This window comes from Methylococcus capsulatus str. Texas = ATCC 19069 (assembly GCF_000424685.1).
GTDB classification, from domain to species: Bacteria; Pseudomonadota; Gammaproteobacteria; order Methylococcales; family Methylococcaceae; genus Methylococcus; species Methylococcus capsulatus.
In genome coordinates this window covers 79,143-97,648 of sequence record NZ_AUKJ01000019.1, presented here as the reverse complement: position 1 = coordinate 97,648, position 18,506 = coordinate 79,143, and the positions used below count along the sequence as shown (strand labels likewise).

General features: G+C 61.3%; 10 protein-coding genes. 8 read left to right on the top strand and 2 right to left on the bottom strand.

From position 1 onward, the window contains the following. Positions 1-2 precede the first annotated feature (2 nt). A complete protein-coding gene (locus H156_RS0108115; protein WP_017365793.1) occupies positions 3-2,117 on the bottom strand; it encodes an ATP-binding protein in 2,115 nt (704 codons plus the stop codon). 11 nt (positions 2,118-2,128) lie between these two features. Beyond that, positions 2,129-3,271 (bottom strand): hypothetical protein, encoded by a 1,143-nt coding sequence (locus H156_RS0108110; protein ID WP_017365794.1) that lies wholly within the window; start codon positions 3,269-3,271, stop codon positions 2,129-2,131. Positions 3,272-3,375: 104 nt separating this feature from the next. Between H156_RS0108110 and mads1 the strand changes: the two genes are divergently transcribed. From mads1 to H156_RS0108070, 8 genes are read left to right on the top strand one after another with little or no spacing between them, the layout of a single operon-like run. After that, a complete protein-coding gene (mads1, locus tag H156_RS0108105; RefSeq protein ID WP_017365795.1) occupies positions 3,376-3,603 on the top strand; it encodes a methylation-associated defense system helix-turn-helix domain-containing protein MAD1 in 228 nt (75 codons plus the stop codon). An 11-nt stretch (positions 3,604-3,614) separates the two neighbouring features. Then, positions 3,615-4,082: a BREX-3 system P-loop-containing protein BrxF gene (gene brxF, locus H156_RS0108100; RefSeq protein WP_026597600.1), complete on the top strand. Its 468-nt coding sequence runs from the start codon at positions 3,615-3,617 to the stop codon at positions 4,080-4,082. 12 nt (positions 4,083-4,094) lie between these two features. Next, a complete protein-coding gene (locus H156_RS0108095; RefSeq protein WP_017365797.1) occupies positions 4,095-7,820 on the top strand; it encodes a DUF6079 family protein in 3,726 nt (1,241 codons plus the stop codon). Between the two features lie 50 nt (positions 7,821-7,870). Next, positions 7,871-10,648, top strand: coding sequence for a DNA methyltransferase (locus H156_RS0108090; protein WP_017365798.1), 2,778 nt, complete (start codon positions 7,871-7,873; stop codon positions 10,646-10,648). Then, the gene (locus tag H156_RS0108085) at positions 10,645-13,494 is read left to right on the top strand and encodes a helicase-related protein (RefSeq protein WP_017365799.1); all 2,850 of its coding nucleotides are present in this window, start codon (positions 10,645-10,647) and stop codon (positions 13,492-13,494) included. Before H156_RS0108090 ends, H156_RS0108085 begins: the two co-directional genes overlap by 4 nt. Further along, positions 13,491-15,485 (top strand): BREX-3 system phosphatase PglZ, encoded by a 1,995-nt coding sequence (pglZ, locus tag H156_RS0108080; RefSeq protein ID WP_017365800.1) that lies wholly within the window; start codon positions 13,491-13,493, stop codon positions 15,483-15,485. Before H156_RS0108085 ends, pglZ begins: the two co-directional genes overlap by 4 nt. A gap of 5 nt (positions 15,486-15,490) precedes the next feature. Then, positions 15,491-16,213, top strand: a complete 723-nt coding sequence (locus H156_RS0108075) for a hypothetical protein (RefSeq protein ID WP_026046000.1) — start codon at positions 15,491-15,493, stop codon at positions 16,211-16,213. Positions 16,214-16,222: 9 nt separating this feature from the next. After that, complete coding sequence (locus tag H156_RS0108070; protein WP_154656696.1) at positions 16,223-18,505, top strand: hypothetical protein; 2,283 nt, start codon at positions 16,223-16,225, stop codon at positions 18,503-18,505. Position 18,506 lies beyond the last annotated feature (1 nt).

The window sequence follows — 18,506 nt, the reverse complement described above, 5'->3', positions numbered from 1 at the left end:
GCCTAGCTCCTCTTTCTGACGTAGGCAGTGTTGCGGGTCGGATGGCGGTATTGCTCCCACCCCTGGTCTTGTGGGCCATAGAAATGGTCAAGCGCCTTCTTCACCAGCCGGAAGGCCAGGGTATCCCTGTCATCCAAGTGCTCGGGCAGTTGATCGAGGAAGAACGCCTTGATGGAGCCCCATGCGGCTCCATCGGTGGATTCGATTTTTGCGATCAGCTTGGCATCGGCCCGCAGGGCGTCGATTGCCCGCTGCTCGATGTTTGCCATGACGTCCACCGGCTCGGCTTCTTCGTGTTCGGCCTCTGCAGGAAACAAAGTGCCTGCACCCTCGGCTTCGGGAACGCGCGCTGTCGTCGCGATCTGCCTCATCCCGGAGAAGGTGCTGCGCAGCGTTTGGGCGTAGGTGTGACCGGCTGGCTGGTTGTAGTCATGGTCCCGCATCGAGAACATCTTCTCGAACGACAGGGCGCGGAGGCTGACTGGATAGGGCTTGCCTCCCACCGAGCTCCAAAACACACCCTGGCCTGGAATGGGCTCGTTGAGTAGCGAGCTCAACAAATCGTCACTGAAATGGGCGTTGGCTCTTTTCAGGGACGTGAGATCCGCCGCGGACAACAGGTGGAAGATGAACCAGTTGTCGCCCTGGCTGAGGATCTCGACAGGAATGCTGCCCGGCTGCTGGGTGATCAGCAGCGCGCCCAGATCGTACTTCCGACCTTCCTTCACCCAGGCGATGTACGGCTCGGCAGCCGGTGCGCTTTCGTTCAGCACCGATTGGGCCTCTTCGACGACTGCGATCGTTGGGATCGTCTTTGGATCGGCCGCGGTGAATTCCTGCTGGTTTCGATCGAAAATGCGGCGAAGGATGAGACCCGAGAGCACCAGTGACTGGCCGCCGCGCATCTGGGAAACGTCAATGACACACAACTTTCCCTCGGAGAGCGCGTGAACCAGCATGTCCATGAGTTGGCTGCTCTTGTCGTGCAGCATCCGGACAATCGATGTCATATTGGCCCGGGCGGCCAGAGCCTCGGCGTCCTGCTTTGGGTATTCAAGGTCTAGCAGCTTGGCAACATCCTCCAATGGCGTTGAGTTGCCGGTTTCATCAATGAGATTTACGAGCTTCTCCCAGCGCTCCTGGGGCAGGCCTCGAAGTTTCCGGACGTTCTGCTGTTCCTGACGTTCTGGTCCGAGCGCGATCGAAATCACGTCTCCTGGGCGTAGGCGGCGAATATCCAGCTTGATGCCGCCAGCCACGAACGACTGGTAGAAAGGACTCGGATTTTTCCTGTCGGTGAAGACGACGACCTTGTCCTCCAGCGCGGGGACATCGCACAGCCCCGGACGGCCCTTGTCGTCAGGCCAGAAATATTCACCATCTGGATCGAAGATCACCGTGCCCACGGGGACCTGCTTGCCAGCGCGTTTTGTGACGAAGGGCGTCGTCTCGTAGAGCTTCGAGAAGAGCAGCTTGTTGAGATTGGATTTGCCGAAACCCGCTCGGGCAAAGATAAAGCTGCGGCGAGATACCAGTGACTCGATCGGGAAGCGGACCAATACCTCGGGATCGACCACCTGCATCCATTCTTGCGCCTGGAGTGATTTGCTGCCCGCGGCGTAGATGTACTCGCCGAAGGCCAGATGGCCGATGGGTGCCCCATCGATGTTGTGACCGGCGATCTCCCGCAGCACGTCGTCGTTCGGAAATGCCACCTTGCTGCCAACATGGGGGAGCCGGCGATGCGAGGGAACGAAGGTCAGCCCTTTGCCATTTCGCCGCAGCACACCGAGAACACGGATGTTCACCCGGTATTTCAGGTACTGCTCACGCAGATCTTCGGGAATCGGCCGATCCTCGCGGACCGCGCGGATGTTGAACTCCTCGCCGGAGCCGAAAGACAGCTTGCCCTCTGAGGAGAAAGAGGCGATGCGGCCCAACACCGCCTCATCGGGCGTCTCCAACTGGACGAGAAGGAACTGCCCATGCATCGGGATGTTCTGGAACTCGTTCCGATACGGCAACACCAGGTCGGCGTGGAACTCCATGCCCCCTTGCTGGAAGCCCCGGAAAATGCCGACGACTTGGTCCCTGGGAAAAAGTTGGATTTCTGCCATGTTGTTCCCCCTCATCCGTACCGGCGTTGCGCTGGGTCGGCGTCCTGTAGTTGAAACGCGTCCAAAGTCCCCGCGTCACCACCGAGACTCGATCGCACACCCTCATAAATGAAGTCCTGCAGGATGTCGAAATCGAAATCGACCAGGGCTGCGTTTTCATGTGCCTTTTGCAGGCAACGCGGATAGTGCGGCACCGGGAAGCCGTTGATCGCGTCGGCGAGCATCGAGCCGAGGATGGTCTGCGACTCTCCGACTTGGGGCACAAAGATGTCCACCGGCCACACTGGGTCGCGGCGGTGTGAACCGAACTTCACCAGGAACATCTTGCCGCCGACGAACTTGTTGATCTCTCCACCCTCACCGGCGCGGTCATCGCCTCGCGCGAATTCCGACCAGACGTAGGCCTGTTCCTCCACCTCGCGCGGCACCTCCACGTAGGCCGGATAGTCGGTCTGAAGGACGCCTTCCAGTGCCATAGCGAGGCGATACCGTGAAAGCACCTTGCTGTGTTTGGCCACGCCAGCCAGGTATACCCGACGGCGGCTCTTGCTCCACTGCGCCTCGATGCGGTCCTTCATGCCCTGGAGCAGTCTCTGGAACAGGTCCTTGGCGAAGACCTTGCTGCGCAGTAGCCCGTCGCAAATGATCAAGGTGTCGGTACCAAAGTCCTTCTTCAGGATGGCGAACAAGATCGCCCACTCGACCAGTTCCCTGTAGACCTGCACCCAGCTGGGCGAAACCGGCTTCCCCTTATCGGTTGGCCGAATCATGTGGGAGAGCGCCGGCAGGCTGGCCACACCCAGAAAGGCCATCATTTCGCCCAGTGCCGTCCGCGCCGACCCGTCCGCAGCGAACTGACGCTCGTTGAGCTTCTGGACGGGGGTTGTGGGCGAGACCGCCTCCAGGCAGTACTCGTTGTTGCTGCTATCCACCACCCGGACCAGCTGGATCAGGAAGGGGTCGAACTGAAGCTGGTTGTTGCCGCCATCGGTGCCGACCAGCGAGATCGACGTCGTGGCACGCGGCTGGATGCGGCGCGTGGCACTCTTCAGAGGGCGGATCTCTTCCCGCAGCGCGTCCAGCACCCCCTGGTCGGTGCCGATGCAGTCCGCGATGGCCTCCTTCAGTTGGGCCTGGCTTGCCGGGTCGATCATCCCCCCTCCTGCCGTTTGGCTGTTCAAAGATGCACAAGTTTGCCGTATCCTTGCCAAGATTACCATCATCACCGGCCCCTGTCCCGGTACCGGGTGAGGAAGCGATGAAAGAAGACACTGGAGAGATATTCACCCTCGATGAAGTGGCGGCCTACCTCAAGGTGGGCAAACGCACGGTCTATCGCTTGGCGGCGACGAAGAAGATTCCCGCCTTCAAAGTCGGTGGAACGTGGCGATTCCAGCGCCAGGAAATCGACCAGTGGATCAAGAGGCAGACGGCGGAAGCCCAGGGCGAAGAAGGTCGTGGCGGACCTCGTGGCGAGAAAGGGTGAAGGGCAGCCCGATGCTTACACGACTGGACCGTCTGGTAGACGAGATCGCGGCCCTGCACAGCAAGTTAATCCTGCTTGTTGGGCACCCTGGGTGCGGCAAGACCGCACTCATGGCCGCGCTGGCCAATCGGCGCAGTGCGAAGGTAATGAATGTCGGAGCCGCGCTGGGAAAGCGCCTCGCGGCGCTGCCGCTGCGGCAGCGGGCGCTCCAGGCCAACGTCGCCATGCGGGAACTGGCCGATGAGTCTGCGGGCGGCGATCTGCTCCTGCTCGACAACATCGAGCTGCTGTTCGATCAGTCGCTCAAGCTCGATCCGCTGGATCTGCTCAAGCGCCACGCCCATGCCCGGCGTGTCGTGGCGGTGTGGCCAGGAGAGCTACGTGATGGCCGCCTGATCTATGCGGAAATGGGGCATCCGGAATATCAGGACTACGGCCTCGATGGCCTGGTCCCGTTCGAAATTGAAACGGTGGGGTAAAGGGGAAAACGCATGCGCTACGGGGATCTCATTCAGTTCGAGCCGATCGAGTCGGTCATTCAGCTGCTCGACGCCAACCGACCCGGCGAGGCAAAGAAGCTCGTCGCCACCTACGTCATTTCCGACGACATGGCCGAGCGGATCACCAAGCAGATGATCCCGCAGCTCTCGTTCGACGAATCGGTCGATCACAAAGGTGTGCTCGTGGTCGGCAACTACGGCACCGGTAAGTCGCACTTGATGTCCGTGCTGTCGCTGATCGCCGAGGACGCCGCATACGTTCCCATGCTCCGCCATCCCAAGGTCGCGGATGCCGCAGGTTCGATCGCCGGCAAGTTCAAGGTGCACCGTATCGAGGTCTCCAGCCAGATGCCCCTGCGCGACATCATCACGCAAGAGCTCGAGATATTTCTGGAGAACCATGGCGTCAGCTACTCATTCCCGCCGGCCGACAAGGTGGTCAACAACAAGGCCGCCTTCGAGGAGATGATGGCCGCGTTCGACGAGGTGCACCCCAACCACGGCGTCCTCCTCGTCGTCGACGAGTTCCTCGAATACCTGCGCTCCCGCAAGGACCATGATCTGGTGCTGGACCTGTCCTTCCTGCGCGAGATCGGCGAGGTCACCAAGCACCTGCGCTTCCGCTTTGTGGCCGGCGTGCAGGAGGCCATCTTCGACAGCAGCCGCTTCCAGCACGTGGCCGACAGCCTGCGCCGCGTGAACGAGCGCTTCACCCAGGTCCTGCTGGCCCGCCAGGACGTGAGCTTTGTCGTGGCGGAGCGCCTGCTCAAGAAGTCGGCCGACCAGCAGCACAAGATCCGCACCTACCTCATGCCCTTCGCCAAGTTCTACAGCAGCATGAACGAGCGGATGGATGAATACGTCCGCCTGTTCCCCGTCCACCCGGACTACATCGGCACCTTCGAGCGGTTGATCTTCACCGAAAAGCGCGGCGCTCTGGTCACCTTGCGCGACCAGATCCAGGCTCTCCTGGACGACGATGTACCAACCGATCGGCCCGGCCTGATCGGCTTTGACAAGTTCTGGGACACGGTCACCTCCAACTCGGTGCTGCGCTCGGACCCGAACATCGGACCAGTGTTGAAGGTGGCCGAAGTTCTTGGCGAACGGGTACAAAAGGCGTTCACCCGGCCGCCCTACAAGGCGATGGCCATGCGGGTGATCAAGGGGCTGGCCGTGCACCGGCTGACCACCGGCGGCGACATCTATGTGCCGGTGGGGCCAACGGCCGAGGAACTGCGCGACACGCTTTGTCTGTACCAACCCGGCATCGAGGACATGGGCGGTGAGCCATCCGACGACCTGCTGACCGCGGTGCAGACCACCCTGCGCGAGATCGTCAAGACGGTGAACGGTCAGTTCATCTCCAAGGCACCGGACACCGAGCAGTACTACCTCGATCTCAAGAAGGACGTCGACTACGACGCTCAGGTCGAGAAGCGTGCCGAAGCCTTGTCGGACGACGCCCTGGATCGCGCCTACTACAGCGCCCTCATGCAGCTCATGGAGTGCACCGATGAGCATGCGTATGTCACCGGCTACAAGATCTGGCAGCACCAGGTGGAATGGCAGGAGCGCCGCGTGGAGCGCAACGGCTACCTCTTCCTCGGGGCGCCCAACGATCGGCCAACCGCCCAGCCCGAGCGCGATTTCTACATCTACTTCATCCAGCCGTTCGAGCCGCCGCGCTTCCGCGATGACAACAAAACGGACGAGGTGTTCTTCCGGTTGAAGGGGCTGGATGACGCCATCAAGCGCCATCTCGCCTTCTACGCCGCCGCCCAGGAACTGGCCTCGACCGCCAGCGGCGCGGCCAAGGCCGTCTACCTGGACAAGGCCAAGGACGCCCTGCGCGACATGAGCAAGTGGCTGCAGGACAAACAGATGACCGCCTTCGAGGTCACCTACCAGGGCAAGACCAAGACCCTGCAGGAATGGGCCAAGGGCGTGTCGATGCGCGACAAGCTGCGGCTTGGGCCGGATGAGCGCGCCAACTTCCGCGACATCGTCAACGTCACCTCAGGTCTGGCCCTCGGTACCCACTTCGCGGATCTGGCGCCGGAATATCCGACCTTCTCGGTGCTGGTCACCGAATCCAACCGCAAGCAGCTCATCACCAATGCCCTCAAGGCGCTGGCGGGGGGAACGCGCACCAAGGACGCCATCGCCATCCTGGATGCGTTGGAGATGCTGGATGGCGACCGCATCGAGCCCACGCGATCCAAGTACGCCCAAGAAGTGCTCAACCGACTCAAGGCCAAAGGCCACGGCCAGGTGCTCAACCGCAGCGAGCTCATCAGCGGCGCCACCGACGTCGAGTACTTCGCGCCCGTGCGTTTCCGCCTGGAACCCGACCTGCTCGTGGCGGTGTTGGGCAGCCTGGTCTACTCGGGCGACATCGTGCTGGCCATTACCGGCGACAAAATCGACTCCGGCAAGATGGCTCTGCTGGTCGAACGGGCGTTGGACGAGCTCAAGCAGTTCAAGCACGTCGAGGCACCAAAGGAGATCAATGTCGCCGTCCTGCGCTCGCTGTTCGAGCTGCTGGGCCTGCCGTCTGGCCTCGCCCAAATGGCGACCCAAGGCAGGGAGGAGCCGGTCAAGGAACTGCTGGATGCCGTGGCCAAGCAGGTGCAGCGTGTGCTCATGGTCGGCACCGATCTGCAGAACCGCCTCAGCTTCTGGGGCCAGTCCCTGCTGCGCGAAGAAGAGCTGCGCGACTGGCGCACGCGGCTGGAAGCGCTGAAAGGATTCCTGGAGGGGCTATCGCCCTACAACACCGTTGGCAAGCTCAAGAACTTGCGCGTCACCCAGGACGACATCGATGCCCAGAAGAAGAACCTCGAGGTCCTGTCCTCCGTGGAGAAACTGCGCGATTTGGTGGCCGAGCTGGGTACCACGGCGGCGTATCTGTCACAGGCCGAGATGGTGCTCGCCACCGACCATGCCTGGGTGCTGCAGGCGCAGGCTGCCCGCAAAGACATCCTCGATAGACTCGCCGAGGACCGCAGTGCGCAGCATGCCGCCGAGTATCGCCAGCGCCTGGCCACGCTGAAGAAGGACTATATCACCGCCTACGTGGCGCAACACAGCAAGGCCCGGCTCGGCGTGGCGGAGGACAAGAGCAAGTCTGCCCTGCGCAAGGACTCGCGCATCACGACCCTGCGGGCACTCGCTGGCATCTCCCTCATGCCCACCGGCCAGCTCACCACCTTCGAGGACAAGCTGGACAAGCTCAAGAGCTGCGCGTCCCTGGTCGAGTCCGAGCTCGCAGCCAGCCCCGTTTGCCCGCACTGCAGCTTCCGCCCAGCCAACGAGCAGGGCGACCTGCTGCCGGCCGCCAACGTCCTCAAGACACTGGACGACGAGCTCGACCGCTTGGTCCAAGGTTGGCAACAAACGCTGCTCGACAACCTGGACGACCCGATCATCCAGGCCAACTTCGAGTTGCTGAAGGCCGCGCAGCGCGACCTGATCAAGGGCTTCCTTGCCTCAAAGGCCTTGCCAGATCCGATCGCGCCCGAGTTCGTCGCGGCAGTTCAGGAAGCGCTGTCAGGCCTCGAAAAGATTGTGGTCACCGGAGACGACATCAAAAAGGCGCTGCTCACCGGCGGATCGCCCGCTACGCCCGAGGATCTGCGCAAGCGCTTCGAGTCGTTCATGAATGAGCGCTGCAAGGGCAAGGATGCCGGGAAGCTGCGGTTCGTGATCGAGTGAGAAAGCTGGAATGTGGCGCGCCGAGAAGAAGAACTTGAGGAATCGAATTGATGAATGATTTATTGCAAAGCCCAACAACCAACACCGGTCCGGTCGAGTGCCTTGGGCAGACGTTTTCGAGTGACCAAGCGCGCCGTGAACACTTTCTGAGGCTGCTCGCCGAGAAGCTGAAGGACCCCGAATTCCGCAAGCAGGAAGGTTTCCCGCAGGGGACGGACGAGGCCATCCTTGCCATGTCCGATCCGCCGTACTACACCGCCTGCCCGAACCCGTGGCTCGCGGACTTCGTCAAGCACTATGGCAAGCCCTACGATCCGTCGGTGAAGTACAGCCGCGAACCGTTGGCCATCGACGTATCGGTGGGCAAGACCGATCCGATCTACAAGGCGCATTCCTATCACACCAAGGTGCCGCACCTGGCCATCGTGCCGTCGATCCTGCACTACACGCAGCCAGGCGACATCGTGCTCGACGGCTTCGCGGGATCAGGCATGACAGGCGTTGCTGCGCAGTGGTGCGCTTCCGCGCCTGCGGCGTATCGGCATGAACTGGAGATGTCGTGGAAAAAGGAGGGCAAGCCGGCGCCCAAATGGGGGGCGCGCCGCGTCATCCTCAACGACCTGTCGCCGGCGGCCACCTTCATCGCGGCCAACTACAACCTGCCGTTCGACGTGGAGGATTTCGCCAAGGCGGGGAAACAACTGCTCAAGAAGGTCGAACAGGAAATCGGCTGGATGTACGAGACCCTGCATACGGACGGAAAGACCAAGGGGCGAATTGAATACACCGTTTGGAGCGAAATCTTCACCTGTCCGGAGTGCGCAGGTGAGGTGAACTTCCTCGACGAGGCTCTTATCGCCAACAGCAACGAAGTGAGGGATGCGTTCCCTTGTCCTAGCTGTGGTGTCGAGCTGACCAAAAAAAGGCTGGACCGCCTTTATGTGAAAAGGCGTGACCCTGCCACTGGCGCGAACATCTCAACGCCGAAGCGAGTGCCGACGCTGATTTCCTACAGCATCGGGAAGACAAAGCACGTCAAGAAGCCATCTGCGCAGGACATCGCGCTTATTGAGCGATTTGAGACTATGGCCCTACCACAGGAAGTGCCGGTCTGGGAGTTCCCTTACTCGGACATGTGGGAAGCGCCGCGTATGCGGGATAAGGGGATTACACACACGCACCACCTATATAGCCCCCGCGCACGTCTCGCCATAGCGGCTTTTTGGAAGCACGCGAGTGCTATCACCGATGTGCGAATCAAACTCCTGCTCAAGTTCTGGCTTGATAGCCATCTGGTAAACCTGTCAATCCTGAATCGCTATAGGCCAGAAGTTTCCTTTCCATACAATCCGCTAACTGGCTCCTACTACGTGCCATCCTTGATTTCAGAGGCGTCCCCGTTCATCGCCTACGAAAACAAGCTGAAGCGGATTGTCGCCGCTATGAAGGACTACGAGGCTGTTCACGGGGGCACCATCTTAGGGACATCTTCAACGACGGGTCTCGCGCTCGCTGATGCATCCGTCGACTACATATTCACTGACCCGCCGTTCGGAGACAACATCCCGTACGCAGAGCTGAACTTCCTCGCAGAATCATGGCACGGCGTTGTAACTCGGGCAGAGCTTGATGCGATTGTTGATCGTTCAAAGGAGAACCGGTCGGCGCAAAAATCAGTCGACGATTATCGACACCTAATGAAGGCCTGCTTTGCTGAGTATTACCGCGTCCTCAAACCTGGTCGCTGGATGACGGTAGTGTTCTCAAACACCAAGGCATCCGTATGGAATAGTCTGCAAACCGCCATGCAGGAAGCCGGTTTTGTCGTTGCCAACGTGTCGGCACTCGACAAGCAGCAAGGCAGCTTCAAGGCTGTCACCACAACCGTTGCTGTCAAGCAGGATCTCGTTATCTCCGCCTACAAGCCCAACGGTGGCCTTGAGCAACGATTTTCGGAACGAGGCGCAACGCAGGAATCCGCGTGGGATTTCGTGCAAACGCACCTGCGTCAGCTACCGGTCGCCAAGATCAAGGCCGGACAGCTTGAATTCATTGCCGAGCGAGATCCACGCATTCTCTTCGACCGCATGGTCGCCTGGTTCGTACGCCACAGCGCGGCGGTGCCACTTTCGAGCCCGGAGTTCCAGGAGGGTTTGTACCAGCGCTTCCCGGAGCGCGACGGTATGGTCTTCCTGCCCGAGCAGGTTGCCGAGTACGACAAGAAGCGCGCTCAGGTTGCGCAAGCACCCCAAATGGAACTGTTCGTCTCCGACGAACGCAGCGCGATCGACTGGCTGACGGACTTCTTGAAGAAGCGTCCGTCGACCTACCAGGAGTTGCATCCCGAGTTCATCACTCAGCTCGGCGCCGGCTGGAAGAAGCATGAAAAAAGGCCCGAGCTGGCAGCGTTGCTGGAGGCTAACTTTCTACAGTACGACGGCACCGGCGACGTACCCAGTCAGATTCACAGCTATCTCTCCACCAATCACAAGGACCTGCGCGGCCTGGACAAGAGTGACCGGCGCCTGATCGCCAAGGCCAAGGACCGCTGGTACGTGCCCGATCCGAACAAGGCGCAGGACTTGGAGAAGAAACGCGAGAAGGTGCTGCTCAAGGAGTTCGATACCTACCTGGCCGCCACTGGGCGCCGGCTAAAGGAGTTCCGACTGGAAGTGCTGCGCGCCGGCTTCAAGGACGCTTGGAGCAGGAAGGACTACCAGACCATCATCAAGGTCGCCCAGAAGATCCCGGACGAGGCGCTGCAGGAAGACGAGAAGCTGCTGCTCTGGTATGACCAGGCGCTGACGCGTACGGAGGCCGATGCGTGACGAATGGCGCCCCCGGCTTCGCCATCGGTGACTGGTGCTGGCATGCCCGACAGGCCTCGCCCTGTCGGGTGATCGACCGCCAGGACGTGTGGGGCGAGGTCGCCTATCGCGTCTGGCTGCCGGCCAAGGATGCCGTGGTGCGCGCCCGCGCCCAGGATCTCGGCGATCTGACTGCCGTGCGACCCACCGTGGAGCAGATCCTGCACACGGTCTCGGCGGCCAAGCTGCTCGACGCGCTGGAGGACAACCTGCTGCTGGCGCCGATCCAGTCGAGCGTGGTGCCGCTTCCGCACCAGCTCTACGCGCTGAACCGAGCCATGAGCCGGGATCGCATCCGTTACCTGTTGGCGGACGAGGTGGGTCTTGGCAAGACCATCGAGGCGGGCTTGATCCTGCGTGAGATCAAACTGCGCGGGATGGCGCGACGCGTGCTGGTGGTGGCGCCGAAAGGACTGGTGCGTCAATGGCAGGCGGAGATGCGGCTGCATTTCGGTGAGCATTTCCGCTTCATCGAGGCGTCCGAGCTGGCGGCGTTTCGCCAGTGGCGCGACAACGGCGCTCTTTCGGCTTCTGGGGGCGACGACAACCTCTGGCGCATGCATGACCAGGTGATCGTCTCGCTCGACTCGGTCAAACCAATCGAAGGCCGCCGTGGTTGGAGCCTGGAGCAACTCGCCACCTACAACCGCGAGCGCTTCGAGGACCTGATCTCGGCGGGCTGGGATCTGGTAATCATCGACGAGTCGCACCGCCTCGGCGGCAGCACCGAGCAGGTTGCCCGGTATAAGCTGGGCGCTGCCTTGGCCGAGGCCGCGCCCTATCTGCTCCTGCTGTCCGCGACGCCGCACCAGGGCAAGACCGACCAGTTCATGCGGCTAATGCAGTTGCTGGATCGCGAGGCGTTTCCGGACGAAGCCAGCATCCACCGTGACCGGGTGCACCCGTTTGTGATTCGCACCGAGAAACGGGCCGCCATCGACGCGGAGGGTCAACCGCTATTCAAACCCCGGTCCACGCGACTCCAAGCCGTGGCGTGGCAGGACAAGGATGCCGCCCAGCAGCGGCTCTACGAGGCGGTGACGGACTACGTCCGGCACGGCTACAACCAGGCGATGGCCGCCAAGCAACGGCACATCGGTTTTCTGATGATCCTGATGCAACGCCTGGTGACGTCCAGTACGGCCGCCATCCGCGCCACCCTGGAGAAGCGCCAAGCCCTGCTGGACGCGCCCCAGGCGCAGGCAAACCTGTTCGAGGCGGTGGACCCGGATGAATGGGCAGAGCTCGACGGCCAGTCCCAGCTCGACATTGCCCTGCAGGCCAGCGGCTGGGAGCGCGAGAGGTCGGAAGTCGAGATGCTCCTGGATCTGGCTCGCGAAACCGAGCGACAGGGGACGGATGCCAAGGCGGAAGCGCTGCTCGAACTGATCTACAAGCTCCAGCAGGAGGAGAACGACCCGCAGCTCAAGGTGCTGGTCTTTACCGAGTTTGTTCCCACCCAGGCCATGCTCGCCGAGTTCCTGGAGAGCCGGGGCTTCTCCGTGGCACTGCTCAACGGCGGGATGGACCTGGACGCGAGAACCCGCGCCCAGCAGGCCTTCTCACGAGATGTCCGGATACTGATCTCCACCGATGCCGGCGGCGAGGGCCTGAACCTCCAGTTCTGCCATGTCATCGTGAACTTCGACATGCCGTGGAATCCGATGCGGCTGGAGCAGCGCATCGGCCGCGTGGACCGCATCGGTCAGCCCCATGTCGTGCGGGCAGTCAACTTCGTGCTGGAAGACACGGTGGAGCACCGGGTGCGCGAGGTGCTGGAGGAAAAGCTCGCTGTCATTGCCCAGGAGTTCGGCGTCGACAAGGCGGCCGATGTGATGGACTCGGTGGAGGTGGAGCCGATCTTCGACGAACTGTTCGTGCACGGGCTGCAAGACCCAGCATCGATCGACAAGGAATGCGATGCAGTCATCAACCAGGTTCGGGAGAAGGTGGCGGCGAGTCGGAAGGACACCGATCTGTTGACGGAAGACCACGTGCTGGAAGCAGGCGATGCCCGCAAGTGGCGGGATCATCCAGCGCAGTATTGGTTGGAGCGTGCGATCACCGCCGGGTTGCCTGCGCGAGGTGGAGCGGCTGAGAAGGTTGGCGACGCTTGGCGTGTGAAGTGGGCGGACGGGAGCGAGTCTTCCCGCGTCTGCTTCGATGCGCGTACCGCCGAACACAACCCTGAGATGGAGTGGATCACGCTGGAAGACCCGCGCGCCCGCGCAGTCATCAGCGAGCTGCCGCGCTGCGTGGCGGGCCAGCCGCTGCCGATTGCGACGGTGACCGGCTTGCCCGATACGGTGCGTGGCGTGTGGTCGCTGTGGGAGATCAACATCAGCGCGTCCAACCTCTCCGAGAGCTTCTCCCGGCGGCGGTTCCTTCCCGTGTTTGTCACCGACGATGGTCGCACCTTCGTGCCGACCGCCAAGCGGATCTGGGATTTGCTGCTGACCGAGAACGTGACGCTTGCACCGAAGGTCGAGGTGGAGAACGCCTTGGCCTGCTTCGAAATATCGCTGGCTGCGGCCAAGGCCCAGGGGGAGCGGCTCTTTGAAGAGCTGCTGGGGGAGCACCGCACCTGGCTCGCCGAGGAGCGCGAACGGGCGCGCTACGCCTTCGAGGCGCGTTACCAGGCGATCGGTCGCATCGGTCTTCCCGCGGTCAGGGAGCACCGCCGCAAACGGCTCGAAGCTGAGCACGATGCGCGCATGGCGGCCCTGGCGGATGCGGAAGGCTGCACGCCGGATCTCAATGCGGTGCTGATGCTTCGCATTGGTCACCTGGGAGGTGCGCAAGCATGACAGCCTGGGTTGACCGCATCCTGAAGGAGTTTCCCGTCGATCTAGCCCGGCTCTGGATCGTCGCCGACCCGGACGATGTGTTGCTGGATGAGCAAGTGTTGTCGGGACTGCGCGAGCGTGGCTTTGAGGTACTGCCCTTCGAGGACAGCATCGCCTTCCGGGCAGAGTACGAGGAACGCTATCGGGCGGCGTGGGACCGGGGCGAGCCGGGTCCCTCCCGCGCACTAATCCTCCATCTGCGGGGAATGAACGTCGCCGACTTGCCTTGGGACTACCTGCGTCAGGCGCGGAAGCTGAGCCTGAGTCTCGCCGAGTTGTTCCCCAAGCTCAGCTATGCCGTGGTGAGGCAGCTGGGCAGCGAGATGCTGCCCGCGCTGTTCGAAGCGCAGGCGAGGCACGCGCATCAGTCGCTGGGCGAAGCGGCGACCAAGGAGTTCGTGCTGACGCACATCTTCCGCATCAGCCCGCACCTCATCACGCGGCCGGAGGACTTTTGGCGTGAGCTCCTCCGTCTGCACTACCGCGAGGCGGCCCTTCCGGGCGTGCTCGCGCAGCACGTGGGGCACGTGGTCGGTGAGCATAACGCATTCAAGGGCATACCCATCGCCGAGTTGTTTGCGCACAAGAGCATCACCCTGCGTGTGGTGCAGGAAGCCTGGTTTCGCTACCTCACTAAGCTGGGAATCACTGGTGCCCGCACCGGTGAACCCACGCCGCCCGATTACGTCGCAAAACTCGACTTGCCTTTCGACCACCATGACGTCCGGGTGATTGTCGACTCGATGTTCCTGGACGGCACGCTGCACCCGCTGGTGGTCCAGGGCGTGCCGGCCACCCTGCCGGAATGGGCCAAGGCGGGCGTGGTGCAGGACCCGGCGTCGATGCGGAACCTGGTGTTCGAAGGCATCAAGAGCCTGAAGGCGGAAGTGCCGACCATCCAGTCACCACACCGCGACTGGACCCATTTCTCGCGTCGGCTCGGCGAAGTCATCTCGCGTTTCCATGGATTGGATGCTGCCCGAGCGGAGAGCATCAAAGAAGCGATGCGAGACCTGGTCATCTCCGCCGACGATCAGCTGCGTGAATGGGTCGGGAAGCATTACGCGGACCTGCCGTCTTTGCCGGCGGCCAAAGGGCCGATCATGGTCCACCATGTGCCACGGTATCTGGCATTGCGCCGCGGCAACGGCGAGGCAAAGGTCGCACTGGTGGTATTCGACGGGCTGGCCGTAGACCAGTGGATTCAGATCCGGGAGAGCGTGATCAATCGGTCGCAGCGGCTGATGTTCGACGAGAACGCCTGTTTTGCGTGGCTGCCAACCCTGACATCGGTGTCCCGGCAGGCGCTGTTCTCTGGTCTGCGCCCGCGCGAGTTCGCCGACAGCATCGAATCAACCTCTCAGGAACCTGCGCAATGGACGCGGTTCTGGCAGGACCATGGTCTTCGCGCAAACGAGGTGCTGTACCGCAAGTCAGTCAAGCGCACCGATGACCTCCCCGCGCTTGAGGCAGCACTGAACAATCCGGCTGTGAAGGTGGCCGGCCTCGTCGTGGACACCGTCGACGAAATCATCCATGGCGCCGTCCTCGGAAAACGGGGCATCGCGGCACAGATCGCAAGCTGGTGCGAGTCGTGCTTTGTGGATCGTCTGTTCTCGATGCTGCTGGACAACGGATTCCACGTCTACCTGACCGCTGACCACGGCAACGTCGAAGCGGTGGGCATTGGCCGCCCGAACCAGGGAGTCGCGTCGGAACTGCGCGGGGAGCGCGTCAGGACCTATCGCAGCGAGGCTTTGATTGCGGAGACGGCGGCCGCCAATCCGGAGACCTTCCGTCTGGATGTCGCTGGACTACCCGCGAACTTCATGCCGCTATTCGCAGGAGGGCGCGGGGCGTTTGTGCCGAAGGATGACCAGGTCGTGGTTCACGGCGGCATCTCCGTGGAGGAGCTGATCGTGCCCTTCGTCAAAGTGAGTTACGTGAATTGAATCGAATGACGTCGTCAGCGCCGCAAATTGGCTTTGATCGCTTCATCCCGCTTGAATGGGCGGCTGCCGCGCTTAGGGTGCGTACAGAACTCGGCACGCTCGATGAGCTGAATACCTTGCTGGACGCTGCTGGCCTGGGCGTGGCAGCACGAAAGAAGACACGGACCGTACTGAATCGTCTGTGGCTGGAGCCACGTCCCGAACTCGCCGATTTCGCGGAGCGCGGTGTCGGAATTTTCAAAGCCGATCCGAGCGTACCTATCGCTGCTCTGACCTGGGGAATGGCCGTTGCCACCTATCCGTTCTTCGGCAAGGTGGCGGAGCTGGTGGGGCGCCTTTCGGCGTTGCAGGGTGACTGCGCTTCTGCCGAAGTCCATCGCCGGATGAGCGAGTCCTTTGGCGAACGCGAAGGCACGTACCGGATGACCAACATGGTGCTGCAGTCGCAAGCAAGCTGGGGCGCGATTGAACGCGTCGAGAAAGGCAAGCGCCTCGTGCGCATGAAGCCGATCGTGGTCAGCAACGAACAGGCTGTGGCCTGGCTGGTCGAGGCGGCACTGCGTTACGTCGGCAAAGCGGTATCGGTTCCGACCCTGTCGTCGCTGGCGGTGCTTTATCCCTTCGTGTTGGAACAGCCGCTTGGCTACCTTGCGTCGAAGAGTCCGAACCTGGAAGTGAGGTCGGAGGGAGCCGGGAACCAGTTCGTGTGCCTACATCCTGGACGGTGACAATCGCTCATGCCCTTGCCAAAAGCCATAGAGCCCACCGTCGCACGCACGAGGAAGGCGATTCGGCGACGAATCGCGGCATTGTGGCAGTACGCATACAGAGCCAAATACCGGCTTGCAGGATGGGGACTTCGATATGGCAGCATCGCATTTTCTGCGGGTCTGGTCCTTCTCGTTTCAGCCAGCTTTTATCTGTCACCGGCTCTCCAGTCCACGCTTGAAGTCCACTACGCAACAGAACAAGCGATCGAGGGGCTGCGCGGCCTGATTCTGAACACCGGAAGCGCGCTGATCGGTGCGGCCGCCATTGTGACATCGCTCGTGCTATTCGCCATGCAGGTAAACATTGAGCGCATGCCTCACGGGCTATTTCGTCGTCTGAGTGCGGATCTGAAGTTGCTCGGCGCGTTCGCGCTGGCATTCCTCCTGGCAATCGGCGTCGCCACGCTGTCGACGTTCGTCGATCAAGCTCGACTGGCGCACGTCGTTCTCGCGACCTCCTGGGCGGTCGGATTCATACTGATCTCGTTCATGTACGCCTATCGGCGCGCTTTGGTTCTCATCAATCCCTTGCAGCAACTCGGCATACTCATTCAAGACACCCGGAAGGAATTGCGGACCTGGGCTCGGCGGGCTCAGCGGGCAATGCCACTCCTTGAGCGCGAAGAACCTGCAAGTGCCACGTCGTCACCCACGGACTCCACGCATGACTTGGCCCGTACGGCCTTCTTCCAGATCAACAATCGATGGACCGATGGCGCGAAACGAGCGATCCGACATGCAATGTCGTTTGCTCGGCGCTATGCAGAGCAAGGGGATTATGAAGTTTCCGGCGCGGCGCTGAACGCCGTCGTCGGCATCAATGCTGCATACATCGAGTCCAAGGGGAAAACCTTCTACGCCAATAACCCATTTGTCGACAATCCTCTTTCCAGCGACAGTTTCTTCAACGACACACTGGAGCACCTGCGGCAAAACGCCCAGAGTGGGATTGCGCGCCGGGATGAGCAGCAAATCGAACAGACATTGCAAGCTATGGCTGCGCTTGTTCAGGTGTATCTGGGCATCGATTACTCGAGCCCATTTGCTGCAAAAAGCCACGCACAACTCGCCGCAGGATACCTTTCGAGCGCGGTACAGACCGTGGTTCCTCACGATATGGCCGATGTTCTGCTGGAGGGACAACGGCTGATGGGACAGTCTGCGCGATATGTCCTCGCCCATGGAGATCCGAATGACATAGCGGTACTCAGTGAAAAGATTGCTTTGATCGCGTGCACTGGCTGCGCGAAAGAGGATTACCGCCCAGTTACGATGGAAGGCATGACGCAGCTTGCGAATCTGACTTTCGACCTCCTTCGATCCAGGAGCCACGACATCCATTTCGCGGTTGGAGAAATCCGCCGAGACGTGGCCTTGGTTGCGAAGTTGTTTCTTAAGGTGCCAGATGCACCTCTATCGAGCAGCCATAGCACATTCCTGGGGCCGTACTACTCGTCGACGAGCATGCAGAGCTTGAGGGCGCGGCTTACTGCCTTGGCAAACGCGATCTCTGAAGCGCAACCGGACAATGCGGACGCCCAATCGGTCATACGGAACATCGAGCATTGGGCAGACGGCCTCTACCAAACGGAGAAAGAGCTACTTCTTGCAGCCATACAGGCAAAATCCCACTTCGCGTTTGACATGATTCACTGGATAACGGGCGTGACGGAAATCCTGTTGGCAGTGTCAAATGCGCCCGCATGCGACCATCACAGCCAAGAGGAACTTCGGAAGCATGCGCGCTGGTTGATCGCTACATTGACCTGGATTCCCGATGACAAGGACACGGTGACGTTCGTTGAGAATTTCCGGATGACCGAGACGTTGTTCGAAGCTGCAATGGACGCGCGCAATCGCGGTTGTGATGATATCGCTAAGGAGATCGGGGAAAGCCTGTTGTCGTGGACGTTCAAAGGCGGGAGATACGAAACAGGATGGGGCGTTCTGGAAAGGGGACTTTGCGGTCTCGCTGCATTCGTTCTACTCGGTGGGGATGAGCAGGTTGTGGAGCTCAGAACGGCTATAGCAGCTCGTTTGTCTGGCGATGCGGCGCCAGAGCGGGAAATCCGAGAACGTGCGGCAAGAAGGATTGTGGAACGGGCTGCGAACCTGCACCGGCACGGACACTGGTCATCCCGGATCGATATGGCGATCGCTCAATCCGATCACGCGAAACTGCGCTCTCTTCTTGAGGAAATCGCTGGCCTGCTGTCGCCGGGCCTGGGTCACCAGATGCCGACGGTCTGAT

Excerpts from the sequence above, each read along its gene's own strand:
- H156_RS0108070 (WP_154656696.1), top strand. The coding sequence starts at position 16,223 with ATGCCCTTGCCAAAAGCCATAGAGCCCACCGTCGCACGCACGAGGAAG.
- H156_RS0108115 (WP_017365793.1), bottom strand. The coding sequence starts at position 2,117 with ATGGCAGAAATCCAACTTTTTCCCAGGGACCAAGTCGTCGGCATTTTC.
- H156_RS0108090 (WP_017365798.1), top strand. The coding sequence starts at position 7,871 with ATGAATGATTTATTGCAAAGCCCAACAACCAACACCGGTCCGGTCGAG.
- brxF (WP_026597600.1), top strand. The coding sequence starts at position 3,615 with ATGCTTACACGACTGGACCGTCTGGTAGACGAGATCGCGGCCCTGCAC.
- H156_RS0108095 (WP_017365797.1), top strand. The coding sequence starts at position 4,095 with ATGCGCTACGGGGATCTCATTCAGTTCGAGCCGATCGAGTCGGTCATT.
- pglZ (WP_017365800.1), top strand. The coding sequence starts at position 13,491 with ATGACAGCCTGGGTTGACCGCATCCTGAAGGAGTTTCCCGTCGATCTA.
- mads1 (WP_017365795.1), top strand. The coding sequence starts at position 3,376 with ATGAAAGAAGACACTGGAGAGATATTCACCCTCGATGAAGTGGCGGCC.
- H156_RS0108075 (WP_026046000.1), top strand. The coding sequence starts at position 15,491 with ATGACGTCGTCAGCGCCGCAAATTGGCTTTGATCGCTTCATCCCGCTT.
- H156_RS0108110 (WP_017365794.1), bottom strand. The coding sequence starts at position 3,271 with ATGATCGACCCGGCAAGCCAGGCCCAACTGAAGGAGGCCATCGCGGAC.